General features: G+C 72.8%; 17 protein-coding genes. 8 read left to right on the top strand and 9 right to left on the bottom strand.

Annotated features, from left to right (window positions below; genetic code table 11):
* Position 1: 1 nt before the first annotated feature.
* From ACIBAG_RS20475 to ACIBAG_RS20485, 3 genes are read left to right on the top strand one after another with little or no spacing between them, the layout of a single operon-like run.
* Complete coding sequence (locus tag ACIBAG_RS20475; protein ID WP_399106900.1) at positions 2-1177, top strand: thiolase family protein; 1176 nt, start codon at positions 2-4, stop codon at positions 1175-1177.
* Positions 1174-3213, top strand: a complete 2040-nt coding sequence (locus ACIBAG_RS20480; RefSeq protein ID WP_399106901.1) for an AMP-binding protein — start codon at positions 1174-1176, stop codon at positions 3211-3213. Before ACIBAG_RS20475 ends, ACIBAG_RS20480 begins: the two co-directional genes overlap by 4 nt.
* A 47-nt stretch (positions 3214-3260) precedes the next feature.
* Positions 3261-4139, top strand: coding sequence for an MBL fold metallo-hydrolase (locus ACIBAG_RS20485; RefSeq protein WP_399106902.1), 879 nt, complete (start codon positions 3261-3263; stop codon positions 4137-4139).
* On the opposite strand, the gene ACIBAG_RS20490 is transcribed toward ACIBAG_RS20485, so the two are convergent.
* From ACIBAG_RS20490 to ACIBAG_RS20530, 9 genes are read right to left on the bottom strand one after another with little or no spacing between them, the layout of a single operon-like run.
* Entirely contained in the window at positions 4078-4884 is an 807-nt protein-coding gene (locus ACIBAG_RS20490) for a thioesterase II family protein (RefSeq protein ID WP_399106903.1), read from the bottom strand. The two genes, ACIBAG_RS20485 and ACIBAG_RS20490, sit on opposite strands and share 62 nt — an antisense overlap.
* Positions 4881-5990 carry an alpha/beta fold hydrolase gene (locus tag ACIBAG_RS20495; protein ID WP_399106904.1) on the bottom strand — a complete coding sequence of 370 codons (1110 nt, stop codon included), beginning with the start codon at positions 5988-5990 and terminating at the stop codon, positions 4881-4883. The genes ACIBAG_RS20490 and ACIBAG_RS20495 overlap by 4 nt, the downstream gene beginning before the upstream one ends.
* The gene (locus ACIBAG_RS20500) at positions 5987-6214 is read right to left on the bottom strand and encodes a hypothetical protein (RefSeq protein WP_399106905.1); all 228 of its coding nucleotides are present in this window, start codon (positions 6212-6214) and stop codon (positions 5987-5989) included. The genes ACIBAG_RS20495 and ACIBAG_RS20500 overlap by 4 nt, the downstream gene beginning before the upstream one ends.
* The gene (locus ACIBAG_RS20505; RefSeq protein WP_399106906.1) at positions 6211-6450 is read right to left on the bottom strand and encodes a phosphopantetheine-binding protein; all 240 of its coding nucleotides are present in this window, start codon (positions 6448-6450) and stop codon (positions 6211-6213) included. The genes ACIBAG_RS20500 and ACIBAG_RS20505 overlap by 4 nt, the downstream gene beginning before the upstream one ends.
* The gene (locus ACIBAG_RS20510; RefSeq protein WP_399106907.1) at positions 6447-8384 is read right to left on the bottom strand and encodes an HAD-IIIC family phosphatase; all 1938 of its coding nucleotides are present in this window, start codon (positions 8382-8384) and stop codon (positions 6447-6449) included. Before ACIBAG_RS20510 ends, ACIBAG_RS20505 begins: the two co-directional genes overlap by 4 nt.
* Positions 8381-9403 carry a 3-oxoacyl-ACP synthase III family protein gene (locus ACIBAG_RS20515; protein WP_399106908.1) on the bottom strand — a complete coding sequence of 341 codons (1023 nt, stop codon included), beginning with the start codon at positions 9401-9403 and terminating at the stop codon, positions 8381-8383. Before ACIBAG_RS20515 ends, ACIBAG_RS20510 begins: the two co-directional genes overlap by 4 nt.
* Complete coding sequence (locus ACIBAG_RS20520) at positions 9403-12444, bottom strand: type I polyketide synthase (RefSeq protein WP_399106909.1); 3042 nt, start codon at positions 12442-12444, stop codon at positions 9403-9405. The genes ACIBAG_RS20515 and ACIBAG_RS20520 overlap by 1 nt, the downstream gene beginning before the upstream one ends.
* Entirely contained in the window at positions 12441-12776 is a 336-nt protein-coding gene (locus tag ACIBAG_RS20525) for an acyl carrier protein (protein WP_399106910.1), read from the bottom strand. Before ACIBAG_RS20525 ends, ACIBAG_RS20520 begins: the two co-directional genes overlap by 4 nt.
* 23 nt (positions 12777-12799) lie before the next feature.
* On the bottom strand, positions 12800-14614 hold the full coding sequence (locus tag ACIBAG_RS20530) for a fatty acyl-AMP ligase (RefSeq protein WP_399106911.1): 1815 nt from the start codon (positions 14612-14614) through the stop codon (positions 12800-12802).
* A 249-nt stretch (positions 14615-14863) separates the two neighbouring features.
* On the opposite strand from ACIBAG_RS20530, the gene ACIBAG_RS20535 reads away from it, so the two are divergent.
* From ACIBAG_RS20535 to ACIBAG_RS20555, 5 genes are all read left to right on the top strand, one after another.
* A complete protein-coding gene (locus tag ACIBAG_RS20535) occupies positions 14864-15604 on the top strand; it encodes a 4'-phosphopantetheinyl transferase family protein (RefSeq protein ID WP_399106912.1) in 741 nt (246 codons plus the stop codon).
* 170 nt (positions 15605-15774) lie between these two features.
* Complete coding sequence (locus ACIBAG_RS20540) at positions 15775-17379, top strand: DHA2 family efflux MFS transporter permease subunit (RefSeq protein WP_399106913.1); 1605 nt, start codon at positions 15775-15777, stop codon at positions 17377-17379.
* A 6-nt stretch (positions 17380-17385) separates the two neighbouring features.
* Complete coding sequence (locus ACIBAG_RS20545; protein WP_399106914.1) at positions 17386-18072, top strand: TetR/AcrR family transcriptional regulator; 687 nt, start codon at positions 17386-17388, stop codon at positions 18070-18072.
* On the top strand, positions 18069-19283 hold the full coding sequence (locus tag ACIBAG_RS20550) for an alpha/beta hydrolase family protein (RefSeq protein WP_399106915.1): 1215 nt from the start codon (positions 18069-18071) through the stop codon (positions 19281-19283). Before ACIBAG_RS20545 ends, ACIBAG_RS20550 begins: the two co-directional genes overlap by 4 nt.
* Positions 19284-19583: 300 nt before the next feature.
* The gene (locus ACIBAG_RS20555; protein ID WP_399106916.1) at positions 19584-20381 is read left to right on the top strand and encodes a BTAD domain-containing putative transcriptional regulator; all 798 of its coding nucleotides are present in this window, start codon (positions 19584-19586) and stop codon (positions 20379-20381) included.
* Positions 20382-20561 lie beyond the last annotated feature (180 nt).

The following is a 20561-nucleotide window of genomic DNA, read 5'->3' on the forward strand; positions in this document are numbered from 1 at the left end:
GATGCCCGTAGACATCGCCGTCGTCCACGGGGCCCGCACCCCGATCGGCCGGTACAAAGGCGCACTGAGCGCGGTGCCCGCCCACCGGCTCGGCGCCGTCGTGATCCGGGAGACGGTCCGGCGCGGCGGACTGGAACCCGACGCCGTGGACGAAGTCGTCCTGGGCTGCGTGGGCCAGGTCGGCCCCGACGCCTTCAACGCCCGGCGCGCGGCGCTGCGCGCCGGACTGCCCGTGCGCACCACCGCGTACAACGTCAACCGGCTGTGCGGATCCGGCCTGCAGGCGGTCTGGTCGGCCGCGCAGAGCCTCACCCTCGGTGCGACCGACGTCGTCGTGGCGGGCGGCAACGAGTCGATGACCCGTCAGCCGCTGCTCGACTACGGCGAACGGGCCTCCGACGAACTGGCCGAGGGCACGACCATCGACGGCACCCTCTCCCTGGTCACCGATCCCTTCGGGGACTACCCCATGGGCATGACGGGCGAGGTGGTGGCCGACCGGTACGGCATCTCGCGGCGGCGCCAGGACCGGTGGGCCGCCGAGAGCCAGCGGCGCACCGCCATCGCCGTTCAGGAGGGACGGTTCGAGGAGCAGATCGTGCCCGTGGCCACCGCGCACGGCATCGTCGAGCGGGACGAACACCCCCGGCCCGGTACGACGGAGGAGAAGCTCGCAGGCCTGCGCCCCGTCTTCGCGGAGAACGGCACGATCACCGCCGGGAACTCCGCCGGCATCAACGACGGTGCCGCCGCGGTGCTCCTGATGCGCCCGGCCGACCTCGACTCCGGCAGTACCCCGCTGTGCCGGCTGCGGGATGTCGCCGTCACGGCGCTGGAGCCGGAGATCATGGGCGTCGCCCCCGCGGAGGCGATCCGCACCCTGCTGCGCCGCAACGACCTCACCGTGGACGAGATCGACGTGATCGAACTCAACGAGGCGTTCGCGGCCCAGGTCCTGGCCGTCATGGACCAACTCAAGCTCGAACCGGACCGGGTCAACCCGAACGGCGGGGCGATCGCCCTGGGCCATCCCATCGGCGCCACCGGATGCGTCCTGCTGCTCAAGGCGGCGCACGAACTGCGCCGCACCGGCGGCCGGCTGGCCGTGGTCGCCCTGTGCATCGGCGGCGGCCAGGGCATCGCCGCACTGATCGAGAATCCGAGCACGGCCCGATGAGCGCGTACGCCTGGTATCCGACGCGGGAGTTCACCGAGCGGAGCAACATCACGGCGTTCTGCCGCAGGCACGGTGTCGACGGCGGCTACCGCGCCCTCCAGGCCAGGTCCGCGGCCGACCCCGAGTGGTTCTGGGCGCGGGCCGTGCAGGACATCGGCATCGTCTGGCACCGGCCGCCGCAGCGCGTGTGCGACGAGGCCGGGGGGATCGCGTTCACGCGCTGGTTCCCGGGCGCGTACACCAACCTCGTGGACTCCTGCCTGGAGCGCCGGGTGCGGCAGGGGAGCGGGCAGGCTCCGGCACTGCGCTGGGAGCGGGAGGACGGCACGCGCGGGGTGCTCACCTACGGTGAAGCGGCCGCGTACAGCGCCCGGGTGGCGGGCGGGCTGCGTGAGCTCGGTGTCGTGTCCGGGGACCGCGTGGCCGGCTGTCTGCCCCCCGGCCCCGAGGCGTTCGTCCTGCTCTTCGCCTGCGCGCGCATCGGTGCCGTACTGGTGCCGCTGTTCTCGGGGTTCGGTGCCGAGGCCATCGCGGTCCGGCTCGTCGACGCCGGCGCCCGGGTCCTGGTGACCGCCGCGGGCGCCGTCCGGCGGGGGCGGCGGCAGGACATGGAGGCGGTGGCCCGCGAGTCACTGAAGAGCGCCACGTGCGTGCGCCATCTCGTCGTCGTGCGGGAGCCGGGCGGGCCACGGCACTCCTGCGACGCACCTGGTCCGCGCGCCCCGGCCGGGCCGGGCGTGCCGTCCGGGACCGCCGAGCCGCAGGGGCGAACAGCGCCCTCAGGGGCCGGCGGCCGCGACCGCGCCGTGCTCGCCACGACCGACTGGCACCGGCTGGCCGCCGCCGACCCCGTCCCGGTCGTCTCGGTGCCCGTGACCGCCCCCTTCCTCCTGCTGCACACCTCCGGCACCACCGGCCGCCCGAAAGGCGCCGTCCACACCCACGGAGGCTTTCCGGCACAGGTCGGCAGCGAGACCCGGTACAACCTCGACCTGCGGCCGGACGACGTGGTCTTCTGGGTGACCGACCCCGGCTGGATCATGTTCCCGCTCATCGCCGTCGGCGGCACCCTCGCGGGCGCCTGCGTCCTGGCGTACGAGGGCGCGATCGACCACCCGGACACCGCACGCCTGTGGCGGCTGCTCGACGACCACGAGGTCACCGTCTTCGGCAGTTCGCCCAGCCTGTCCCGCATGCTGATGGGCCGTGAGCCGCGCAACCCGGTCGCACCCTCCCGGCTACGGGTCCTCGGCTCGACCGGGGAGCCGTGGACCGAGGACGCCTGGCACTGGTACTTCGCCGAGTTCGGCGGCAAACGCTGCCCGGTGATCAACATCTGCGGCGGCACCGAGGTCGGCGGATCCCTGCTCGCCTCCGCGCCCACCCTGCCCCAGTCGCCGTGCGGCTTCGCGGGCCCCTGCCTGGGCATCGCCGCGGCCATCGAGGACGACTCCGGCGCGCAGCCGCCCGAGGGGCAGGTCGGCGAGCTGGTCGTCCGGCGCTCCTGGCCGGGCATGACCCAGGGGCTGTGGCGGGCGCGCGAACGCTTCGCCCAGACCTACTTCGGCCGCAGGCCGGGCCGTTGGTCCCACGGCGACCTCGTCTCACGCACCGGCGACGAGTGGTTCGTCCACGGGCGGCTCGACGATGTCATCAAAGTGGCCGGCAAACGGCTCGGGCCCACCGAGGTCGAGGACGCCCTGGTCGGCGACCCGGCTGTCGCCGAGGCGGCAGCGGTCGGCATCCCGCACCCCGTCAAGGGGGAGGCGCTGTGGTGCTTCGCGGTCCCGCCCGACGGCCGGTCGCTGGACGGGACGGAGGCCGAGCGGATCCGTACGCGGGTGGCCGGCGCTCTCGGCGCCGCGTTCCGCCCCGACCGGGTGATCGCCGTGCCGGAACTGCCCAGGACCCGCAACGGCAAGGTGATGCGGCGGCTCGTCCGCGCCCTCGTCACCGGCGAGGCGCCGGGCGACCTGTCCACCCTCGTCAACCCCGCCTGCCTCGACGCGATCCGCACCGCCCTGCAGGACCAGTGAAGCGCGATCCGCAGGTGATCAACCAGCCCACCGACCGAGGGAGTTCCATGCCGACGATCGACATCCTCCTGCCCGGCTTCGCCATCGACACCGACCAGGGCTATCCCGCCTTCTGCGGGGTGTTCCTGGTCCGCGGTCCGGACGCGGGCGGAAGGGAGCGGAACATCATCGTCGACGCCGCCCACGTCGGCCGCCGCCCCTTCCTCCGCAACGCGCTCGCCCGCCACGGCCTCACCGCCGAGGACATCGACACCGTCGTCCTCACCCACGCCCACTGGGACCACGTCCAGAACATCGACCTGTTCCCACGGGCCACCCTCGTCCTGCACCCCGACGAACGCCGGTACGCGCACCTCCCGCACGCCAACGACTGGGCCACGCCCGCCTGGACGGGGCTGCTGCTGGAACAGCTCCCCGTCCGCGAGGTCACGGACGGGGAGGAGATCATCCCGGGGGTCGGCGTCATCGGCCTGCCTGGCCACTCGCCGGGCAGCATCGGCGTGCTCGTGCGGACCGAGCACGGCCACGCCGCCATCACCGGGGACGCCCTGCACTTCGCGTACGTCGCCCGCACCAAACGCAACCCCCTGGTGTTCTGGGACGCCGACCAGGCCGCCCGCAGCATCGAGCGGGTCCTGACCGTGTCCGATCTGGTCTACCCGGGCCACGACCGGCCGTTCCGGCTCACCGCGGCCGGCGACATCGACTACCTGGCACCGTTCGAACTCACCGTGACCGGGCTGCGGCCCGACGACGACGGCCTCACGTTCGCCGACGCCTCGGCGCGGCCGCTGTGGGTGATGCCCGGCATCCAGGAGCAGCGCACGCTGTACGAGAAGAACGCCGACGACAGCCGGCGGCGGATCAGCCGGGTGCCGCGGGTGGTGCCCCGGACTCCGCGAGAAGCCGGGCCAGTGAACGGTTGAGCCGCTCGAAGAACGCGTCGGGTGCCTCGCGCGGGAAGAAGTGGCCGCCGGGGACCGGGGTCAGGCGGAAGCGGTGCACATACCGCCCCCAGGCCCGCACCGCGGCCGGGTCGACGAGCGGGTCGTCGGTGCCGGCGAACGCCTCGACGGTCAGCGGCAGCCGGGCCCGCTCGTCGTACGGGTCCGGCAGGCCCGCCCGCGGGTGACTCGCGCAGATCCGCAGGTCGTCGCGGAGGATCGGCAGCAGCACCCGCAGCCAGTCCGCCCGCCCCAGGAACCGCGGGTCCAGCCCGCCCAAGTCCACGAGCAGGCGGGCCAGTTCGCCGTCCGGGTACCGGTCGGGCGGCGGCAGCGTGGGCGTACTGTGCGGGGCCGCGTAAGCCCCGAGGAACAGCGCCTGCGGACCGCGACCGCCCGCGCGCAGCCGGGCCGCCGCCAGCGCGAAGGACAGCAGGGCGCCCATGCTGTGGCCGTACGCGGCCCACGGTCCCTCGTCGAGCCAGGGGGCGAGGTCGCGCCCGAGGGCCTCGACGACCTCCCCGGCGTCCTGGTACCGGGGCTCGCCGTAGCGCGCCTCGCGGCCCGGCAGCTGCACCGGCAGGACGTCGACGTCCGACGGCACGCGCCGGGCCCAGGAACTGAAGAACGAGGCCCCGCCGCCGGCGTGGTGGAAGCAGAACAGCCGCAGCCGGGCGTCCGGACGGGGCGCCCGGCTCAGGCAGGAGGCCGAGGCACTCCTCGTCATGCGGGGTCTCCGGCCGACGTACGGGCGAGGCGGTGGCGGGCGCGCAGGACGCGGGCGCGGGCCGAGGCGGCCCGGCGTACGGCACCCGCCGTTCCGGTCATGCGCAGCGCCTGCGCCAGCAGCCACAGCCGGGTCTCGGCCGCCCGGTCGGGCCGGCCACCGAGGACGTCGTTCTCGACCAGGCGCAGATGCGGCACGGTCCGCTCCAGCAACTCGGCGTCCGAGTGGGGCGCGATCTCGTCGTCGCGGCTCGCCGCGTAGGCGACCGGTGTGCGCAGCCGGGTGAGCCGCTCCTCGTCGAGTCCCCAGTCGGCGAGGGCGGCCGGAAGCCGGTCCACCGGTGTGCGCATGACATGGGAGAGGGTCAGGTTCACCAGGCGCGGCAGCGGCGTGCGGTCCGCGGCGCGGACGAAGAAGTCGCGTACCGGGGCCCCGACGGTGGCCAGCCCCCGGATGCGGTCGTCCTCGAGGGCCTGGCGCAGCGCGAGATGGCCGCCGAAGCTGAGGCCCACGACACAGGTGCGGGAGGCGTCGGCGGCGCGGCCGAGCAGGTCGAGGAGGTAGGTGAGCATGCGTGTGCTGTCCGTTCCGTAGGTGAGGGTGTTCTCGCCGACGCCGGGCAGTTCCGTGACCACGACGGCCGCGCCGAGCCGGTCGGCTCCGGCGAGCACGGGGGCCCACTGCTCCTTGGTGCTGGTGATGCCGCCCAGGACGATGATGAGCGGGAGCCTGCTGCGGGTGGACAGGCCGGCGGCCCAGCAGGCGAAGCCGTTCTCCTCAAAGGGCAGGTCGAGCCGGGAGATGCCGCGGACGCGTTTGCGCCAGCGGTCGAAGGCCTCGACGCCGGCGCTCTGCGCCGCCTTGCGCAACGGCCCGTCGACGTACGGGAAGCGGGCCATCGCGTAGCAGCGGACGGCGTCCAGGTCGCGGCCGCGTGCCTCGGCCGCCATACCGAGGGACGACCACTCGTGCACCCAGGCACCGGGGCCCTCGTCATGGACGTCCGTGCTGAGGGTCCGCATCACCCGGTGGATGACATCCTCGGGGATGCCCTGGGCGTGTGCGTGCGGAAGGCCGAACCTCTGCAGCTGCGCGAAGGGGATCATCGGGCCGCTCCTTTCTCTTCCGGGATCCGTTCCGCGGCATCGGGCGTGCCCTCGGCCGTTCGGCCGTCCCCGCGGCCGTTGACGAGGCGGGCGAGACCGGCGCGCACCCGCCTCACCAGGCCGGGGGAGAGGAACACGTCGAGCTGGGTGTCGAGGAACAGGGCGTGGAAGTGCACGCAGGTGCCGGGGTCGTCGGGCGCGAAGTCCGCACGGGAGGTGGTCACGGGCCCGCCACCACCTCGTACATCTGGCGGAAGGTGCGTGCCTGGAGCACGTCGGCCACCGGGACGCGCCGGCCGACGACGTCCTCCACGACGGTCACGAGCCTGAGCAGCAGCACCGAGTCCCAGTCGGGGAAGTCGTCCAGCGGGCGGTCGAGGTCGTCGGCCCGGACGCGCAGGCCGAGTTCTTCCTCCAGGAGCAGGCGGAACTCGGCGATATCGGCGAGGGCGGTGGTCATGTCGGGTCTCCGTCGAACGGCCCGAACGCGGCGTGCAGCCGCAGATGGGCGGGGGCGGGGGCGAGGTCGGTCAGGTCGTGCCGGAAGAAGACGGCCTCGGGATCGTCCGGGTCGGTGCCGACCGGGGCGAAGCCGTGGTCGGCGTAGAAGGAGGCGAAGGCCGCGTTGCGGGGCGAGGGAAGATGGCGGCCCGTCACGGCGCTCGCTCCGGTGTCCCGGGCGAATCCCAGCACCGCCGCCACACAGGCGCTCTCGATGCCCCGGGCGAACACCCGGCAGCTCAGGACGAAGTTGTCGATGCGCAGCACCTCTGCGTCACGCCGCAGGAACAGCGCGCCGACCAGGCCGTGGTCGCCGAACCGGTCGCGTGCGCGTACGGCGAGCACGTGGTGCCCCGGGCGTTCCAGCTGCGCCGACACCTGGGCCGCCTGAAGACGTTCGGTGGCCAGGTGGAACTGGTTGGTGCGCAGGGTGAGCTGGGAGACCCGGGCGATCTCGGACTCGTCCGGCGGCCGCAGGTCGACCTCCAGGCCGAGCCCATTGAGATAGTCCTCGTAGGAGCCGACGTCCTCGCGGAACTCCTGCCGCCGCGCCTCGGTGCGGTAGCGGCCGGCCCGCTCCAGGTCGGCCTCGGTCAGCTCGAACAGGTCGAACCAGCCGTCGGCCAGCAGCGCCGTGGCGTGCAGTGCGGGCTCCTCGTCGACCCGGACCACGGCGACCTCGGGGAGCTGCTCGCCGACCAGCCCGCACTCGAAGGTGCTGTCGTCGACGAAGACGAAGCTGTCCAGGCCGAGCCCGAGCCGGTCGGCGATGTCGCGGAGGTTGTCGTGCTTGGCCTTCCAGTTGGCGTTGACACGGACGAAGTCGTCCTCGCGCAGCACCATGCCCGGGTGGCTGCGCAGCGTCGTGCCGACCGGCTCGGCGTCGTTCTTGCTGCTGACCGCGAGCAGCACACCCTGCGCGCCGAGCTGCCGCACCGTTCGCTGGAACTCCTGGAAGGCCTCACCGCGCAGCCCCGCGCCCAGCTCGATGCCACCGGGCCCGGCCTCGCCGAGCACCCCACCCCACAGCGTGCCGTCCAGGTCCAGCACCAGGCACTTGCGGGTGCGGCCCAGGCGGGCGCGCACGACGTGGGCGGCCTCCCGGGCGTAGGCGGCCAGCAGCGCGTCGGAGAGCCGGGCCCGGGCGTACTGCGCGGCGCGCGGCTCGCACGCGACAACGCCCTCGGCGACCAGCGGATCGAGGTCCACGGTGACCACACCCGGGTACTGCTCGGCCAGCGCCAGCAGCCCGCTGTTGAACTCCCGCCACACCGCGCCGAGCCGGGCCCGCGAGCGCAGATCGACCAGCTGGTGGGTGTGCCGGCGGTGCAGCGGCACGGTGTTGAGGACGAGCAGGCCGCGGCCGGCCTCCTGGTGGGTGCGCACGGCGCCCGTCAGGAGCGCGAGCCGGGCGCGGGCGGCGGCCTCCACGTCCTCGGCCCGCCACGGCACCGTGACGTCGTCGAAGACGGTGTGCGCGTCGAGCAGGCAGAGCGTGAGCTGCGGCTGTTCCTCACCGGCCGCGGCCGGGCGCATCAGATCCTGGAGGTAGGCGCCGTACGGCGAGACCTTCGCCTCCAGCAGCAGCCCGTGCCGGGCCAGTTCGGCCGTGAGGGGGGCCACCAGCGGAGCCACCGTCGAGTGGCCGGTGACCGTGACGGTGACCACCGGCACCTCCGCGTGGCGGCACACCTCCTTGGGATCGAGCCGGGCCAGCAGCTGGCCCGCGGCCGGGAGATCAGCAGCCGGCATGCGCGCCAGCAGGGACCGTACCGAGCCGTACTCCGCGGGGAGCCTGCCCGAGCGGTGCAGGGCGCGCAGCGCGCTCAACGCCTCGGGGTCGTGCCAGCCGGCCGCCGGGTCCCGGGTGCTGTGGTTCGTGGTCGCCGTCATGAACGCTCCAGCGCGACACCGGACTTGATCCACTTGCTGGACTCGATGGCGACGGCGAGGGCGCGCCCGGGGCCGTCCCACTGCCGCAGCAGCTCCTCCAGCTGGAGGAAGGGCAGCGCGTTGCCGTTGTTGCCGACGTGGCGCACCACATTGACGCGGCGGGCGTCCGGGGCGGGCATGCCGTCCGAGATGCGGTCGCTCATCCGGCCGGACAGCTGCGGGGGCAGCAGGAAGTCCAGCTCGTGCGTGCCCCAGCCCACGTCCTCCATGAGCTCCCAGAACATCTGCTGGGCCAGCACGGGCACCGCCTCCTCGATCGCCTTGTAGTCCTCGAAGACGGCGGTGCGGTCGGTGTGCCGGTCGCCGAGCCCGAACCAGTCGACGACCTGGCCCGGCTCCCGGCCCAGCCCCACCAGCCGGTTGAGCACCTGGCGGATCACGACGCGCTGCCCGAGCGGCTCGACGCTCAGCACGGCCGCGCCGGCACCGTCGCCGAAGAGCACGTAGTTGACCAGCTCGGCCGAGGTGCGCGACCCCGGGTCGAAATCCCTCTCCAGGTGCTTGGCGCACACGTCGCCGCCGATCACCAGCACCGTGCCGCAGCGCTCGGCGAGCAGCAGTGTGCGGGCCACGTCGAGGGCCTGTACGGCGCCGGCGCAGCCGGACTGGAGCTGATACGTGGGGACGTTGTCGATGCCGAGCCGGTCCGCCACCAGGTTGACCGTGGCGGGCATCAGCTGGTCCGGTGTGGCCGTGCCCAGGACCAGGCAGTCGATGTCGTACGGCTCCAGACCGGCCTCCGCCAGTGCCCGGTCGGCGGCGGTCGCGGCGATGTCGGCCAGCGTGTGCCGTACCTCACCGGTCGGAAGGTCGACGGTGAAGTGCCGGGTGGTGTTGCCGATGAACATCTCGGCCCAGGTCTCGTCGACACCGACGAGCTTGGCCAGGGTCGCATTGTCCACGGGGTCACCGGGCAGACAGGTGCCGACCGAGGCCAGATGGACGGTGGGTGCGGTCATCACCGGGTTCCTTCCGGGGTTGTGGGAACGGGAGCCGCGGCGCCGTGGCGGTCGCGCAGGAATCCGACGAGGTCACCCACGGTGCGCAGGCCTGCGAGCAGGTCCTCGATCGGGAGCGTGCCGAGTCGCGGGAGCGCGTCCTCGATCCGGGCCTTGAGCTCCATCACCCGGATCGAGTCGAAGCCCAGGTCCTCGTGCAGCCGGTCGTGGTCGTGCACATGCTCGGGGTCGTGCCCGCCGACCCGGCACACCAGTTGGCGTGTCAGGACGGCGAGAGTGTCCGGCAGGTCACCCGCCGGGGCCGGCGGGCACGATTCCCCGCGGTCCGCACCCCTACGGACCGCGGTGTCCGCGCCAGGGGGGCCGGGCGCGGACAGTTCCGGGAGGCCCGGGGCGGTGCCGGTGCGCCAGGCGCGGAACGAGTCGTCGAACACGTACGGCGGCAGCCGGCGGGGCACCCGGTCGGCCTCGGCGTACAACACGTCCCACTCCGGTGCGAGCCCGGCGCACCACAGTTCGCCGAACAGCTGCTGGGGCCGGTGGTCCGGGGCGTGCTCGCCCGGGTGGGCGGCGTGCAGGCTCACCGGGTGACCGGCGTCCGGCTTGAGCCGGGCCAGCAGCGGGGTCAGTACTGCACGCGGGCCGATCTCCACCACGTGGGTCACGCCCGCGGCCAGCAGCGCGCTCGCGGCATCGGCGAACCGCACCGGCGCGGTGATCTGCCGTGCCCAGTAGTCGGCGTCCATGGTTTCCCCGCCGGTGAGTTCATGGCCGTGCACCGTGGAGAAGACCGGAATCCGTGGCCCCCGGGCGGGCACGTCCGCGCACTCCCGGCGGAACTCCTCGACCACGGGTGCCATCAGCGGCGAGTGGAAGGCATGGGAGACGGAGAGCCGCCGGGCGGCCACCCCGCGCTCGGCCAACTCATCTTCGAGTGACGCCAGTTCACCGAGGTCCCCGGCGACCACCGTGCTGCGCGGCCCATTGACGGCGGCCAGGCCGAGCCGCTGCCGCCTCACCAGCAGCGGCTCGACCTCCGCGGCGCCCATGCTCACCGCGAGCATCCCGCCGTCCCCGGGCAGCGCCTCCATCAGCGCCCCGCGCCGGGCGACCAGCCGGGCGGCGTCCGGCACGTCCAGCGCACCGGCCAGGCAGGCGGCGGCGAACTCGCCGATGCTGTGCCCGAGGACGTACGACGGGCCGATCCCGGACTCGACGAGGGCGGCGGCCATCGCGTACCCCACGGCGAACAGCGCCGGCTGGGCCCAGCGCGTCCGGTGGACCTCCGGATCGCCGTCGAGGACCAGGTCGCGCACCGACCGTCCGGTGTGCGGGGCGAGCACTTTGTCGATCTCGTCGAAGTGCCGTGCGTAGGCGGGCCACCATCGGTACCAGGACGCGGCCATGCGCGGGTGCTGGGCGCCCTGCCCGGTGAAGGCGAACGCCACCGACGCCGCCGCGCGTCGCCCGCCGTCCACCCGGGTGGCCTCCTCGGCGTGCTCCGCGGCCTTGCGCAAACCGGCGGCCAGCGTGGGCAGATCGGCGGCGGCGACGGCCGCCCGGTACGGCAGGCGGGACTTGACGCGATTGCTGGTCCAGCACAGCTGCGCCAGCTGGTTCTCCGGGCGCCGGGACAGGACGTCGGCCTGCGCCAGCAGATTGGCGCGCAGCCGCTCGGGGGAGCGGGCGGAGACCGTGAACACCCCGGCCGCCCGGTCGCGGCCGCGGTGCACCGTGCGGGGAGCGGAGGCGAGCACCGCGTGGGCGTTGCTGCCGCCCATGCCGAAGCTGCTGACCGCGGCGTGCACGGTGCCGGACGGCAGCCTGAGCGGTGCCTTGAGCAGGGAGAGCCGGCGCCCTGACAGGTCCAGCCTCGGGTTCGCGTCGGCCGCGAACCGGCTGGGCGGCACCGTGCGGTGGTGGAGCGCCAGTACGGCCTTGATCAGTCCGGCGATCCCGGCCGCGCCCTCGGCGTGCCCGAAGTTGCTCTTGACCGAGCCCAGTGCGACGCTGCCGCCGCTGCGGCCGCTGGTCAGCTCGCCGAGCGCCTGCGCCTCGATGAAGTCGCCCAGCAGGGTGCCGGTGCCGTGTGCCTCGACGAACCGGATGTCGTCGGCGGTGACGCCGGCCCGCTGCCAGACGGACTCGATCAGCCGCTGCTGCGCCCAGCGGTTGGGCGCGGTGATGCCGTTGCTGCGTCCGTCCTGGTTGATGCCGGTCTCCTTCAGCACGGCGTACACCGGCTGACGGTCCGCCAGAGCGTCGCTGAGCCTGCGCAGCACCAGCACCGCGACGCCCTCGGCCCGTCCGATGCCGTCGGCCGAGGCACTGAACGGCTTGCAGCGACCGTCGGGCGCCGAGAGGCCGGCCTGGGAGTAGAAGATGTTGATGACCGGTGTCATGATCAGGTTGGTGCCGGCCGCCAGCGCGTAGTCGCACTCACCGGAGCGCAGCGAGCCCAGCGCGAGGTGGACGGCGTAGAGCGACGAGGAGCAGGCGGTGTCCACGGCCAGGCTGGGGCCCTTGAGGTCGAGGTGGTAGGAGACCCGGTTCGCGCCCATGAAGTAGCCGTTGCCCGAGCCGTACCGGGCGGTGATCCGGTCGTAGTCGGCGAGCTGGAGATACGCCCACTCGTTGGCCATCACCCCGACGAACACGCCGGTGTCTGTGCCGGCCAGGTCCTGCGGGGCGACGCCTGCGTCCTCGATGGCCCGCCACGAGCACTGCAGCAGCAGCCGCTGCTGCGGGTCCATGGCGGCGGCCTCCCGCGGAGCGATCCCGAAGAAGCCCGGGTCGAACGCGTCCGGGTCCTGGATGAACCCGCCGCGCACGGTGTTGCTGCGGCCCGGCGGCCGGGCTTCGGAGGCGCTCTGCGGTGCGGTGGGCGACGCGTGATAGCGGTCGGCGTCCCACCGCTGGCTGGGAACCCGGTCCGTGCCGTCGCGTCCGTCCATGAGGAGCGACCAGTACTCGCGGGCGTCGCGGGCGCCGGGGAAGCGGCAGTCCAGGCCGACGACGGCGATCGGTTCGCGCTCGGTCATGACGGGTCCCCGGAGGCCAGTCGCTCGGCGAGGTGGTCACTGATCGCGTGGACGGTCGGGAAGTCGTAGGCGATGGTGGGGGAGACCGCGAGCTGGAAGTGCGCCTCGATCTCGCCGCAGATGCTGATCGCCGCGACCGAGTCGATGCCGTAGTCGGCCAGCGGGGTGTCCGGGTCGATCTCCTCGGGGGTCCGGCGCAGATGGAAGGCCACCCGTTCGGTCAGCCACCCTTCGAGGTCCGGGGAGCCGGGCTGCCGGGCGCCGGGGTGCGGCGACGGCTGGTCCACGGGGGCGGCGCCGACGGCGGCGGTGGACTGGTCGGTGAGGCTCATGGCGTGCTTCTCTCTTCCGGATCTCAGCTGCGGGAGGAAACGGAGGCGGTGGGCTCGGTCGCCGGTGCCGGGGTGGGGAGCAGGGCGGCGACCGGTTCCTGGAGGCGCTGGTGCAGCACGGGCAGGGCGCCGTCGAGGAACAACTGCCGCATGAGCGTGCGCTGGGTCTTCCCGCTGGTCGTCTTGCGGATCACCCCCTGGCGCACCAGCACCACGCTCACGCCGGGCAGCTGGAACTGCCGGCTGAGCAGCGCCTGGACGGAGGCGGCGAGGCCGGCCAGTTCCTCCTCGCCACCGCCCGCGCGGGCCTTGAGTTCCTGCACCACGACCACATGGGAGCGGTCGGACGCCTCGTCGGTGACGGTGAACACCGCGCCGCCGCCGCGCCGGAACACCTCCCCGGACTCCTGGACGGCCTGCTCGATGTCCTGCGGGTAGAGATTGCGGCCGTGCTGGATGAGCATCTCCTTGATCCGGCCGGTGACGTAGAGCTCCCCGTCGAGCAGGGCGCCGAGGTCGCCGGTGCGGAAGCAGCCGGCCCGGCCGTCGGCCGTGACCGCCTGGAACGTCTCGGTGGTGAGCTCGCGCCGGTTCCAGTAGCCGGCGGTCACCGAGGGGCCGCGCAGCCAGATCTCGCCGATCCGGCGGTCGGGCAGCACCTGACGGGTCGCCGGGTCCACGATCAGGACCTCGGTGTCCGTCGGCCGGCCGCACCCCACGAGGGTCCGGGCCGGGCGGTCGCTGCGCGCGGGCCGCAGCTCGTCCCGCTCCAACGCGACGGCGTCCACGGTGAGTTCGAGGTGCGGCGCCTCGGTGTCGCCGCCGGAGACCAGCAGGGTGTTCTCGGCCAGGCCGTAGCAGGGCAGCAGGGACTCGGCGCGCAGCCCGTTGCCGGCGAAGCGCCGCACGAAGGCGCGCAGGGTGTCGGCGCGCACCGGCTCGGCCCCGTTGAGCGCCACCCGCAGGCTGGACAGGTCCAGCCCCGCCGACTGCTCCTCGGTGACGCGCCGGACGCACAGGTCGTAGCCGAAGTTGGGCGAGGCGGTGCCCTCGACGTGATAGTCGTGGATCATGCGGAGCCAGCGGTGCGGTTGCTTGATGAAGGAGACCGGTGACATCTGCACGCTGGTGCCGCCCACCCACAGGGGCTGGAGGGTCATCCCGATGAGCCCCATGTCGTGATAGAGGGGCAGCCAACTGCCCGCCACGACACCCTCAGGGGTCCGCATCGCGGTGCGGATGGCCTCCTGGTTGGCCGCCAGATTGGCGTGCGTGACCATGACGCCCTTGGGTTCGCTGGTCGAGCCCGAGCTGTACTGGAGGAAGGCCACGTCGGTGTCGCGTACGACGGGCGGTACCCACAGATCGGGATCGGCACCGTCCTGGTCGTCCGGGCCGGTCGACAGGCACACCACGTCCCCCTCTCCGGCGGCGGCCAGCCAGGCTCCGATGGCCTGCCGGTACTCGGGGAGCGTCAGCACCGCCCCCACCTTCGCGTCCCGCAGGATGCCGCTGACCCGGGCCAGCCGCTCGCCCGGCTCGTCGGGCAGGGGCGCGGGAATGGCCGTACGCCCGGCGTAGAAGCAGCCGAGGAAGGCCGTCACGAAGTCGAGGGTCGGCGGATAGAGCAACAGGACCGGGCGCGAGGGATCGCCCTTGGACGCGTGGCGCAGCCGGGCGGCGACGAGGCGCGCCCGCCGGTCCAGTTCGGCGTAGCCGATCTCTTCCGGCCGCATGGCCGGGCCGTCCTCGTGCAGATACACGAACGCGGCACGTTCTGGATGGCGGTCCACGCCGGCGCGTACGGCGTCGGTCAACGTTCGGTGCTGGTGCGGCACAGGCTGTCCTTTCCGCGGTCGGTGACCGGTGCGGTGTGGAACATCCCGGAGGCACCGAGTGCCATCCGGTGCCTCTCAGCCTCCGTGTGCCGTGAAAAGGCGGCGTAAAGCGGAAATTGGCGTGCACGTCAAGGGTTTGGCGTTGTGCGGACGGCGCCCGCTGGAGCAGGTACAACGGGGGGTGCACGAGGCGGCACCTCTCAGGCCTGGCACGGGGTGCCGGTCAAAGGGCGGGCAGAAGGGGTTGTCATGGCAGAACCGGACGCTCTTCCGGTGGGGGGCGAACCCCTCCCTGTCGGTCCGCTGCCCGCGGTGGGGTGGCACGCGGTCCAGGAAGCCGCGCGGCGGCATGGTTACGCGGTCTGCCACGGCCGGCCGGTGGACTGGGGGCGACAGCCCGGCCCAGGCACGCGCGAACTGCTCGGGCCGGACTGGTCGCGGTACTGCGCGGCACGCGAACCCCTCGTGCGGGCGCGGCTGCTGGGCTCGCGACTGCTGCTGCGCCACACCGTGGCCGCCGTGGCCGGTGTGGAGCCGGATCGCGTCGTGCTGGGCCGCGACGGCCGCGGGCGGCCGGTCCTGAACGAGCCCGACGGGCTGGACGTGGCCATCAGCCATACGGCCGGAATGCTGGTGGTCGGGGCCGCCCACGGCCGTCCGATCGGAGTGGACGTGGAGGCGTCGGACCGCCCACTGCTGATGCCCGGACTGGCCGAGAGGTTCTGCCATCCGCGGGAGCTGGCGCAGCTGTCCGGGCTGGCGCCGGCCGAGCGGAATCAGCAGCTGGTGCGGCTGTGGACGCTCAAGGAGGCCTGTGCGAAGGCACAAGGCGTCGGGCTGGCACGGGACTTCGCACGACTGTGCCCCCGCCCGGGACCGCACGGCGACGGCTGGTGGTCTCTTGAGACGGAGCCCGGCTGGCGACTGCGCTGCGACCGGGTAGCCGGGCGGTTCCTCGTCGCCGGGGCGCTGGGTCCGGACGGCCTGTAACCGCCGCTTCCCGAGGGCGGGTTCCGGTGGGTGTGCGGCAACCGGCAATCGAGTCAGGGTTGTTTCGATACACCGTTGACTCGATTGGTCGCCGGGTCTAGCGTCGGCGGTACACGGCACGAGAACGGCACTCAGCTCACGCACCCCCCTCTTACCGAGGAGCGGAATCCGTGACTTCTCAGCCTCACCTCAGGCCCGCCGAGCGGACCCCGTCGGCCGCGCACCCGCACCGGTGGCGCGTGCTGGCGGTCCTGCTGGTCGGCCTCCTGCTCGTCGTCCTGGACACCTCGATCCTGAACGTGGCCCTGAAGACACTCGCCGAGCCGGCACCCGTCGGCCTGGGGGCCACGCAGAGCGAACTGCAATGGTCGATCGACTCCTACACGCTCGTCTTCGCCGCCCTGCTCTTCACCACCGGTGTGCTCGCCGATCGCTGGGGACGCAAGCGGACGCTGCTGACCGGGCTCGTCGTGTTCGGTGGCTGTTCCCTGTGGTCCGCCCACGCGCACACCGCCGGCGAACTCGTCGTCGCCCGGGCGGGGCTGGGCGTCGGAGGCGCCCTCGTGCTGCCCGCCACTCTGGCGATCATCATGGCCGTCTTCCCGCCCGCCGAACGAGCCAAGGCCATCGGTGTCTGGGCGGGCGCCGCCGGACTCGCCGTGGCGCTGGGCCCCGTCACCGGTGGCCTGCTGCTGGAGCACTTCTGGTGGGGCTCGGTGTTCCTGATCAACCTGCCCATCGTGCTGATCGGCGCTGTCGCCGTGCTGTTCGTCGTGCCCGAGTCCCGGGACGCCGGACGCGAAGGCCTCGACCCGCTCGGCGTCGCCCTGTCCGTCGTCGGCCTGACCGCCCTGGTGTACGGGGTGATCAACGGGGGCGAGTCCGACGACTGGGCGGACCCCGCCGTCTGGGGGCCGATGCTCGGCGGCCTCGCCGTCCTGAGCCTGTTCGCCGTCTGGGAACACCGCAGCCGGTGCCCCGCGCTGGACCTCGCCCTGTTCACCGACCGACGCTTCAGCGCCGCCGTGACCGTCATCGGGCTGGTCTTCTTCAGCCTGCTCGGCGCCACCTTCTTCCTGGTCTTCTACCTCCAGAGCGTGCGCGGCTGGACCCCGCTGGAGGCCGGCCTCCTGCTCCTGCCCCTGGCGGTGGCCCAGCTGGCGTTCGCACCGGCCGCGACGCTCACCGCCAAGCGGATCGGGGTCCGGCCGGTGTGCGTCGGCGGGATGCTGCTCACCTCGCTCGGCTTTCTCGCGGTGGCCACGGTCGACGAGGGGACGGAGGTCTGGGTACTGGAGTCCGTCCTGTTCCTCATGGGCGTCGGCATCGCCTGCGTGATGCCCCCGGCGACCTCCGCCGCCATGTCCGCCGTCGGCCAGGGCCGGTCCGGCACCGGAGCGGCGGTCAGCACCACCTTCCGGCAGGTGGGCGGCGCCCTCGGCGTCGCGGTCCTGGGCTCGGTGCTCTCCGTGGCCTACCGCTCCCGGATCGAGGACCACCTGGCGCCGCTGCCCGCCGCGGTCCGCGACCCGGCGGAGGAGTCCGTCGCCGCCACCCTCACCGCCGCCCGGGAACTGGGGCCGCGCGGAGCCGCCCTTGAGGCCCGCGCGGTCGACGCCTTCGTCTCGGCCATGCACCTCACATCCCTCGTCGCCGTGGGCGTCACGCTCCTCGGCGCCCTCGCCGCCCTGCTGCTCCTGCCCTCCCGTACGGCCGCAGGCAGGACCGGCGCCGAAAAGACGATCGCCGAAGAGCCCTACACCGCGGAGGTCTGAACCCGTATGCCGCCACACCTCGACCAGTCGGCGGCCGCCCCGGGACGCACGGCCCGGGGCGGCCGCCAGCGCGACCCCGCCGCCGACCGGGCGATCCTGGACGGCACCCTCGCCCTGCTCAGCGAGGGGTGCAGCTTCGGCGACCTGTCCATGGACCTGGTCGCCCAGCGTGCCGGGGTGGCCCGCGCCACCATCTACCGCCGCTGGCGCAACAAGGAGGAGCTGGTGCTCGCCGCGCTGAGCACCCTTGACCTTCCCGTGCCGCCGCTGACCGGACTGAGCCTGCGGGACAAGCTGGTGACCCTCGTGGACCAGCTGCGCCACCGCGGCCAGGACACCCCGCTGCACCGGCTGATCGGCAGCCTGCTCGGCGAGGCGGTGCGCCGCCCGCAACTGGTGGAGCGATTCGAGGAGACCGTCACCGCCGCCCGGCACGAGGCCCTGCTGGCGACGCTGCGCGAAGGCGTCGACGGGGGCGAGCTACGTGCCGACCTCGACCTGGAGGACGCGGTCGAGATCCTGACCGGACCGATGGCCGCCCGTCTGATCCTGCGTCAACGCCCCGTCGAGTCAAGCGCGTTCGCCGAGTCGATCGTCGACACGTTCTTGAACGGAACCCGCACGACCCCTGCCGGAGCGCGACCCGGCACAGCATCGGAGCACTCCCCACCACCACAGGAGCCGCAACCATGAAATTCCTCTTCGACGACCCCGCCTTCGACTACCAGGCGCTGCGCACCGCCGGTTACGCCGATTACGGCGGTGCGCAGCTGGGCGAGGTCATCGCGGTCGCCTCGCTCATCCCGAACGGCGACACCGAAGCCTGGCGGCACGAGTGGACCTCCCTCGCCGAACGGGCCCACCGGCTGGGAACCGCCGCCAGGGGCGAGGGCCGCCGCGACGACGCGCGCGCCGCACTGCTGCGGGCACACAACTACTACCGGACCGCCGAGTTCTTCCAGCGCGACGACCCCCAGGGCCCGGAGGCCCTCCGGCTGATGCGGCTGTCCCGGGAGACCTTCGCCGACGCCGCCGAACTCATGGACCGGCCACCGGAGTTCGTGCGCATCCCCTACGAGGACACCTCACTGCCCGGCTACCTCTACCGGGCGGACGACTCCGACGGGCCGAGGCCGTTGATCATCCACCACGGCGGCCTGGACTCCACCCTCGAGGAGGGCTATTTCTTCGTGGCGGCCGCGGCGATCGCCCACGGCTACGACTGTCTCTGCTTCGAAGGGCCGGGTCAGGGCTCGGTCCTTCGCGACCAGGGCCTGGCCTTCAGGCCCGACTGGGAGAGCGTGGTCACGCCGGTCGTGGACCACGCGCTGTCCCTGCCGGGTGTGGACCCCGACCGCGTGGTGCTGGTCGGGACCAGCCTCGGCGGCCTGCTCGCCGTGCGCGCCGCCGCGTTCGAGCACCGGCTCGCCGGATGCGTCGCCCATGACGCGGTCTGGCAGCTGGGCGATGTCGTGGCGCTGCCACCGTTCGTGCTGGAGTGGGTCGAGCAGGGCCACGACGACTTCGCCAATCCGGTGATGTGGGGAATCGCCGCGCAGCAGACCTTCACCCGCTGGCTGCTGCGGCACGCCCTGTGGACCTTCGACGCCGACACACCCGCCCAACTGCTGCGCCGGCTCCCGGCGTTCGCCCTGTCCGACGTGATCGGTCAGGTGCGCTGTCCCGTGCTCGTCCTCGACGCGGAGGAGGACCTGTTCTTCACCGGGCTGGAGCACGCGAAGAAGGTGTACACGGGCCTGAACTCGCCCAAGACGCTCCACGTCTTCCCGGCCGACGAGGGCGGCGGGGCGCACTGCCACTCCGGTGCCATGCGCCTGTTCCACGACCGGCTCTTCGCATGGCTGCTCGAGACCCTCGGGGCGGACCGGTCGGCGGCGGCCTGACCGGCGGCGGCCGGTACGCGGCCCATCCAGCCCGAAGCAGCCCGGCCCGCTCCCCGCGGGCCGGGCTGCTCGACTCTGTCGCCGGACCGTCGAATTTCATTCTCCTTAATAGCCGTGTAACGAGCGAGACTGGTATCGAAGAACAAGCTCGCATATGCTGCACGCCATAGCGACGAAATCGCTGAGCATTTTGCGCCCCAGACCAGGGGCGGACGGGGGATCCGAGATTTAGTTGAATGCGTTCCACGCATTCGGGGGGTTGCCGTGTCCCTGTCCCCTTTAGTGGCCGATCAAACCTTAGTGGCCGACCAAGCTCTGCACTACGCGCTACTGGGGCGGCTGCGGGTGTCCCGCGGCGGCGCCGATCTCACACCCGAGCCGCCCAAACTCGCCAAGCTCCTCGCCCTGCTGCTGGTCAGGGCGGGTGAGACGGTGCCGGGGGAAAAGCTCATGGCGGAACTGTGGGAGCGTGAGCCGCCGCGCTGCGCGTCGACGAGCCTGCGTGTGTACGTCTCGCAGCTGCGGAAATCGTTGAATGGCGATCAGCAAGCATCCCCGATCGTCACGACCCCGCCCGGGTACATTCTCGATGTAAGCGGCGCGGTGACCGATTTTCATGAATTCGAAACGCTCTACGGTCGTGGCCGAGAACGGTACTGCGCGGCCGATTTCCCGCACGCATCCGATCTCCTGCACAGTGCACTGTCCCTGTGGCGAGGGCCTGTTCTGGAGGGTATTCCGGGGTCGCTGGACATCGACTCGTTCGCGGCTGTGCAGGAGGAGAAGCGGCTGAACTGCGTCGAGCTGAGCATCGACTCCTCGCTGGCACTCGGCCGGCATCATGAAGTGTGCGAGCGGCTGAAGGGCCTTCTCGTGCAGCATCCCCTGCGGGAGCCCTTCTACCGTCAGCTGATGGTCGCCCTGTACCGGGTGGGCCGCCAGGGAGACGCGCTGCAGGTCTACCGCCGCGCGCGCCGGGTGCTCAAGGAGGAACTCGGGGTCGAACCGGGGCCGGCACTGCGGCTTGCCCAGGAGGCCATCCTGCGGGCGGACCCGAAGCGGCTCGAGGCCTCCGGGACGATCCCGTCCGTTCCCTGACCGTCCGGGCCGTCCGGCCGGTCGGCGCCGTCCCGCTGAGCCGGGCCGAACCGCCGACCGGCCCTGACGTGCTCCCCGTCATGTGCTCCGCACGGCGCCTGCTTTAACCGGCCTTTGCGGCCCCTTAACCCCTCGCCCATAGCGTGCGATCGATCCCGCATGAGCGGGAGAGCTGAGCTG

This window comes from Streptomyces sp. NPDC051243, from assembly GCF_044455405.1.
GTDB lineage: Bacteria > Actinomycetota > Actinomycetes > Streptomycetales > Streptomycetaceae > Streptomyces.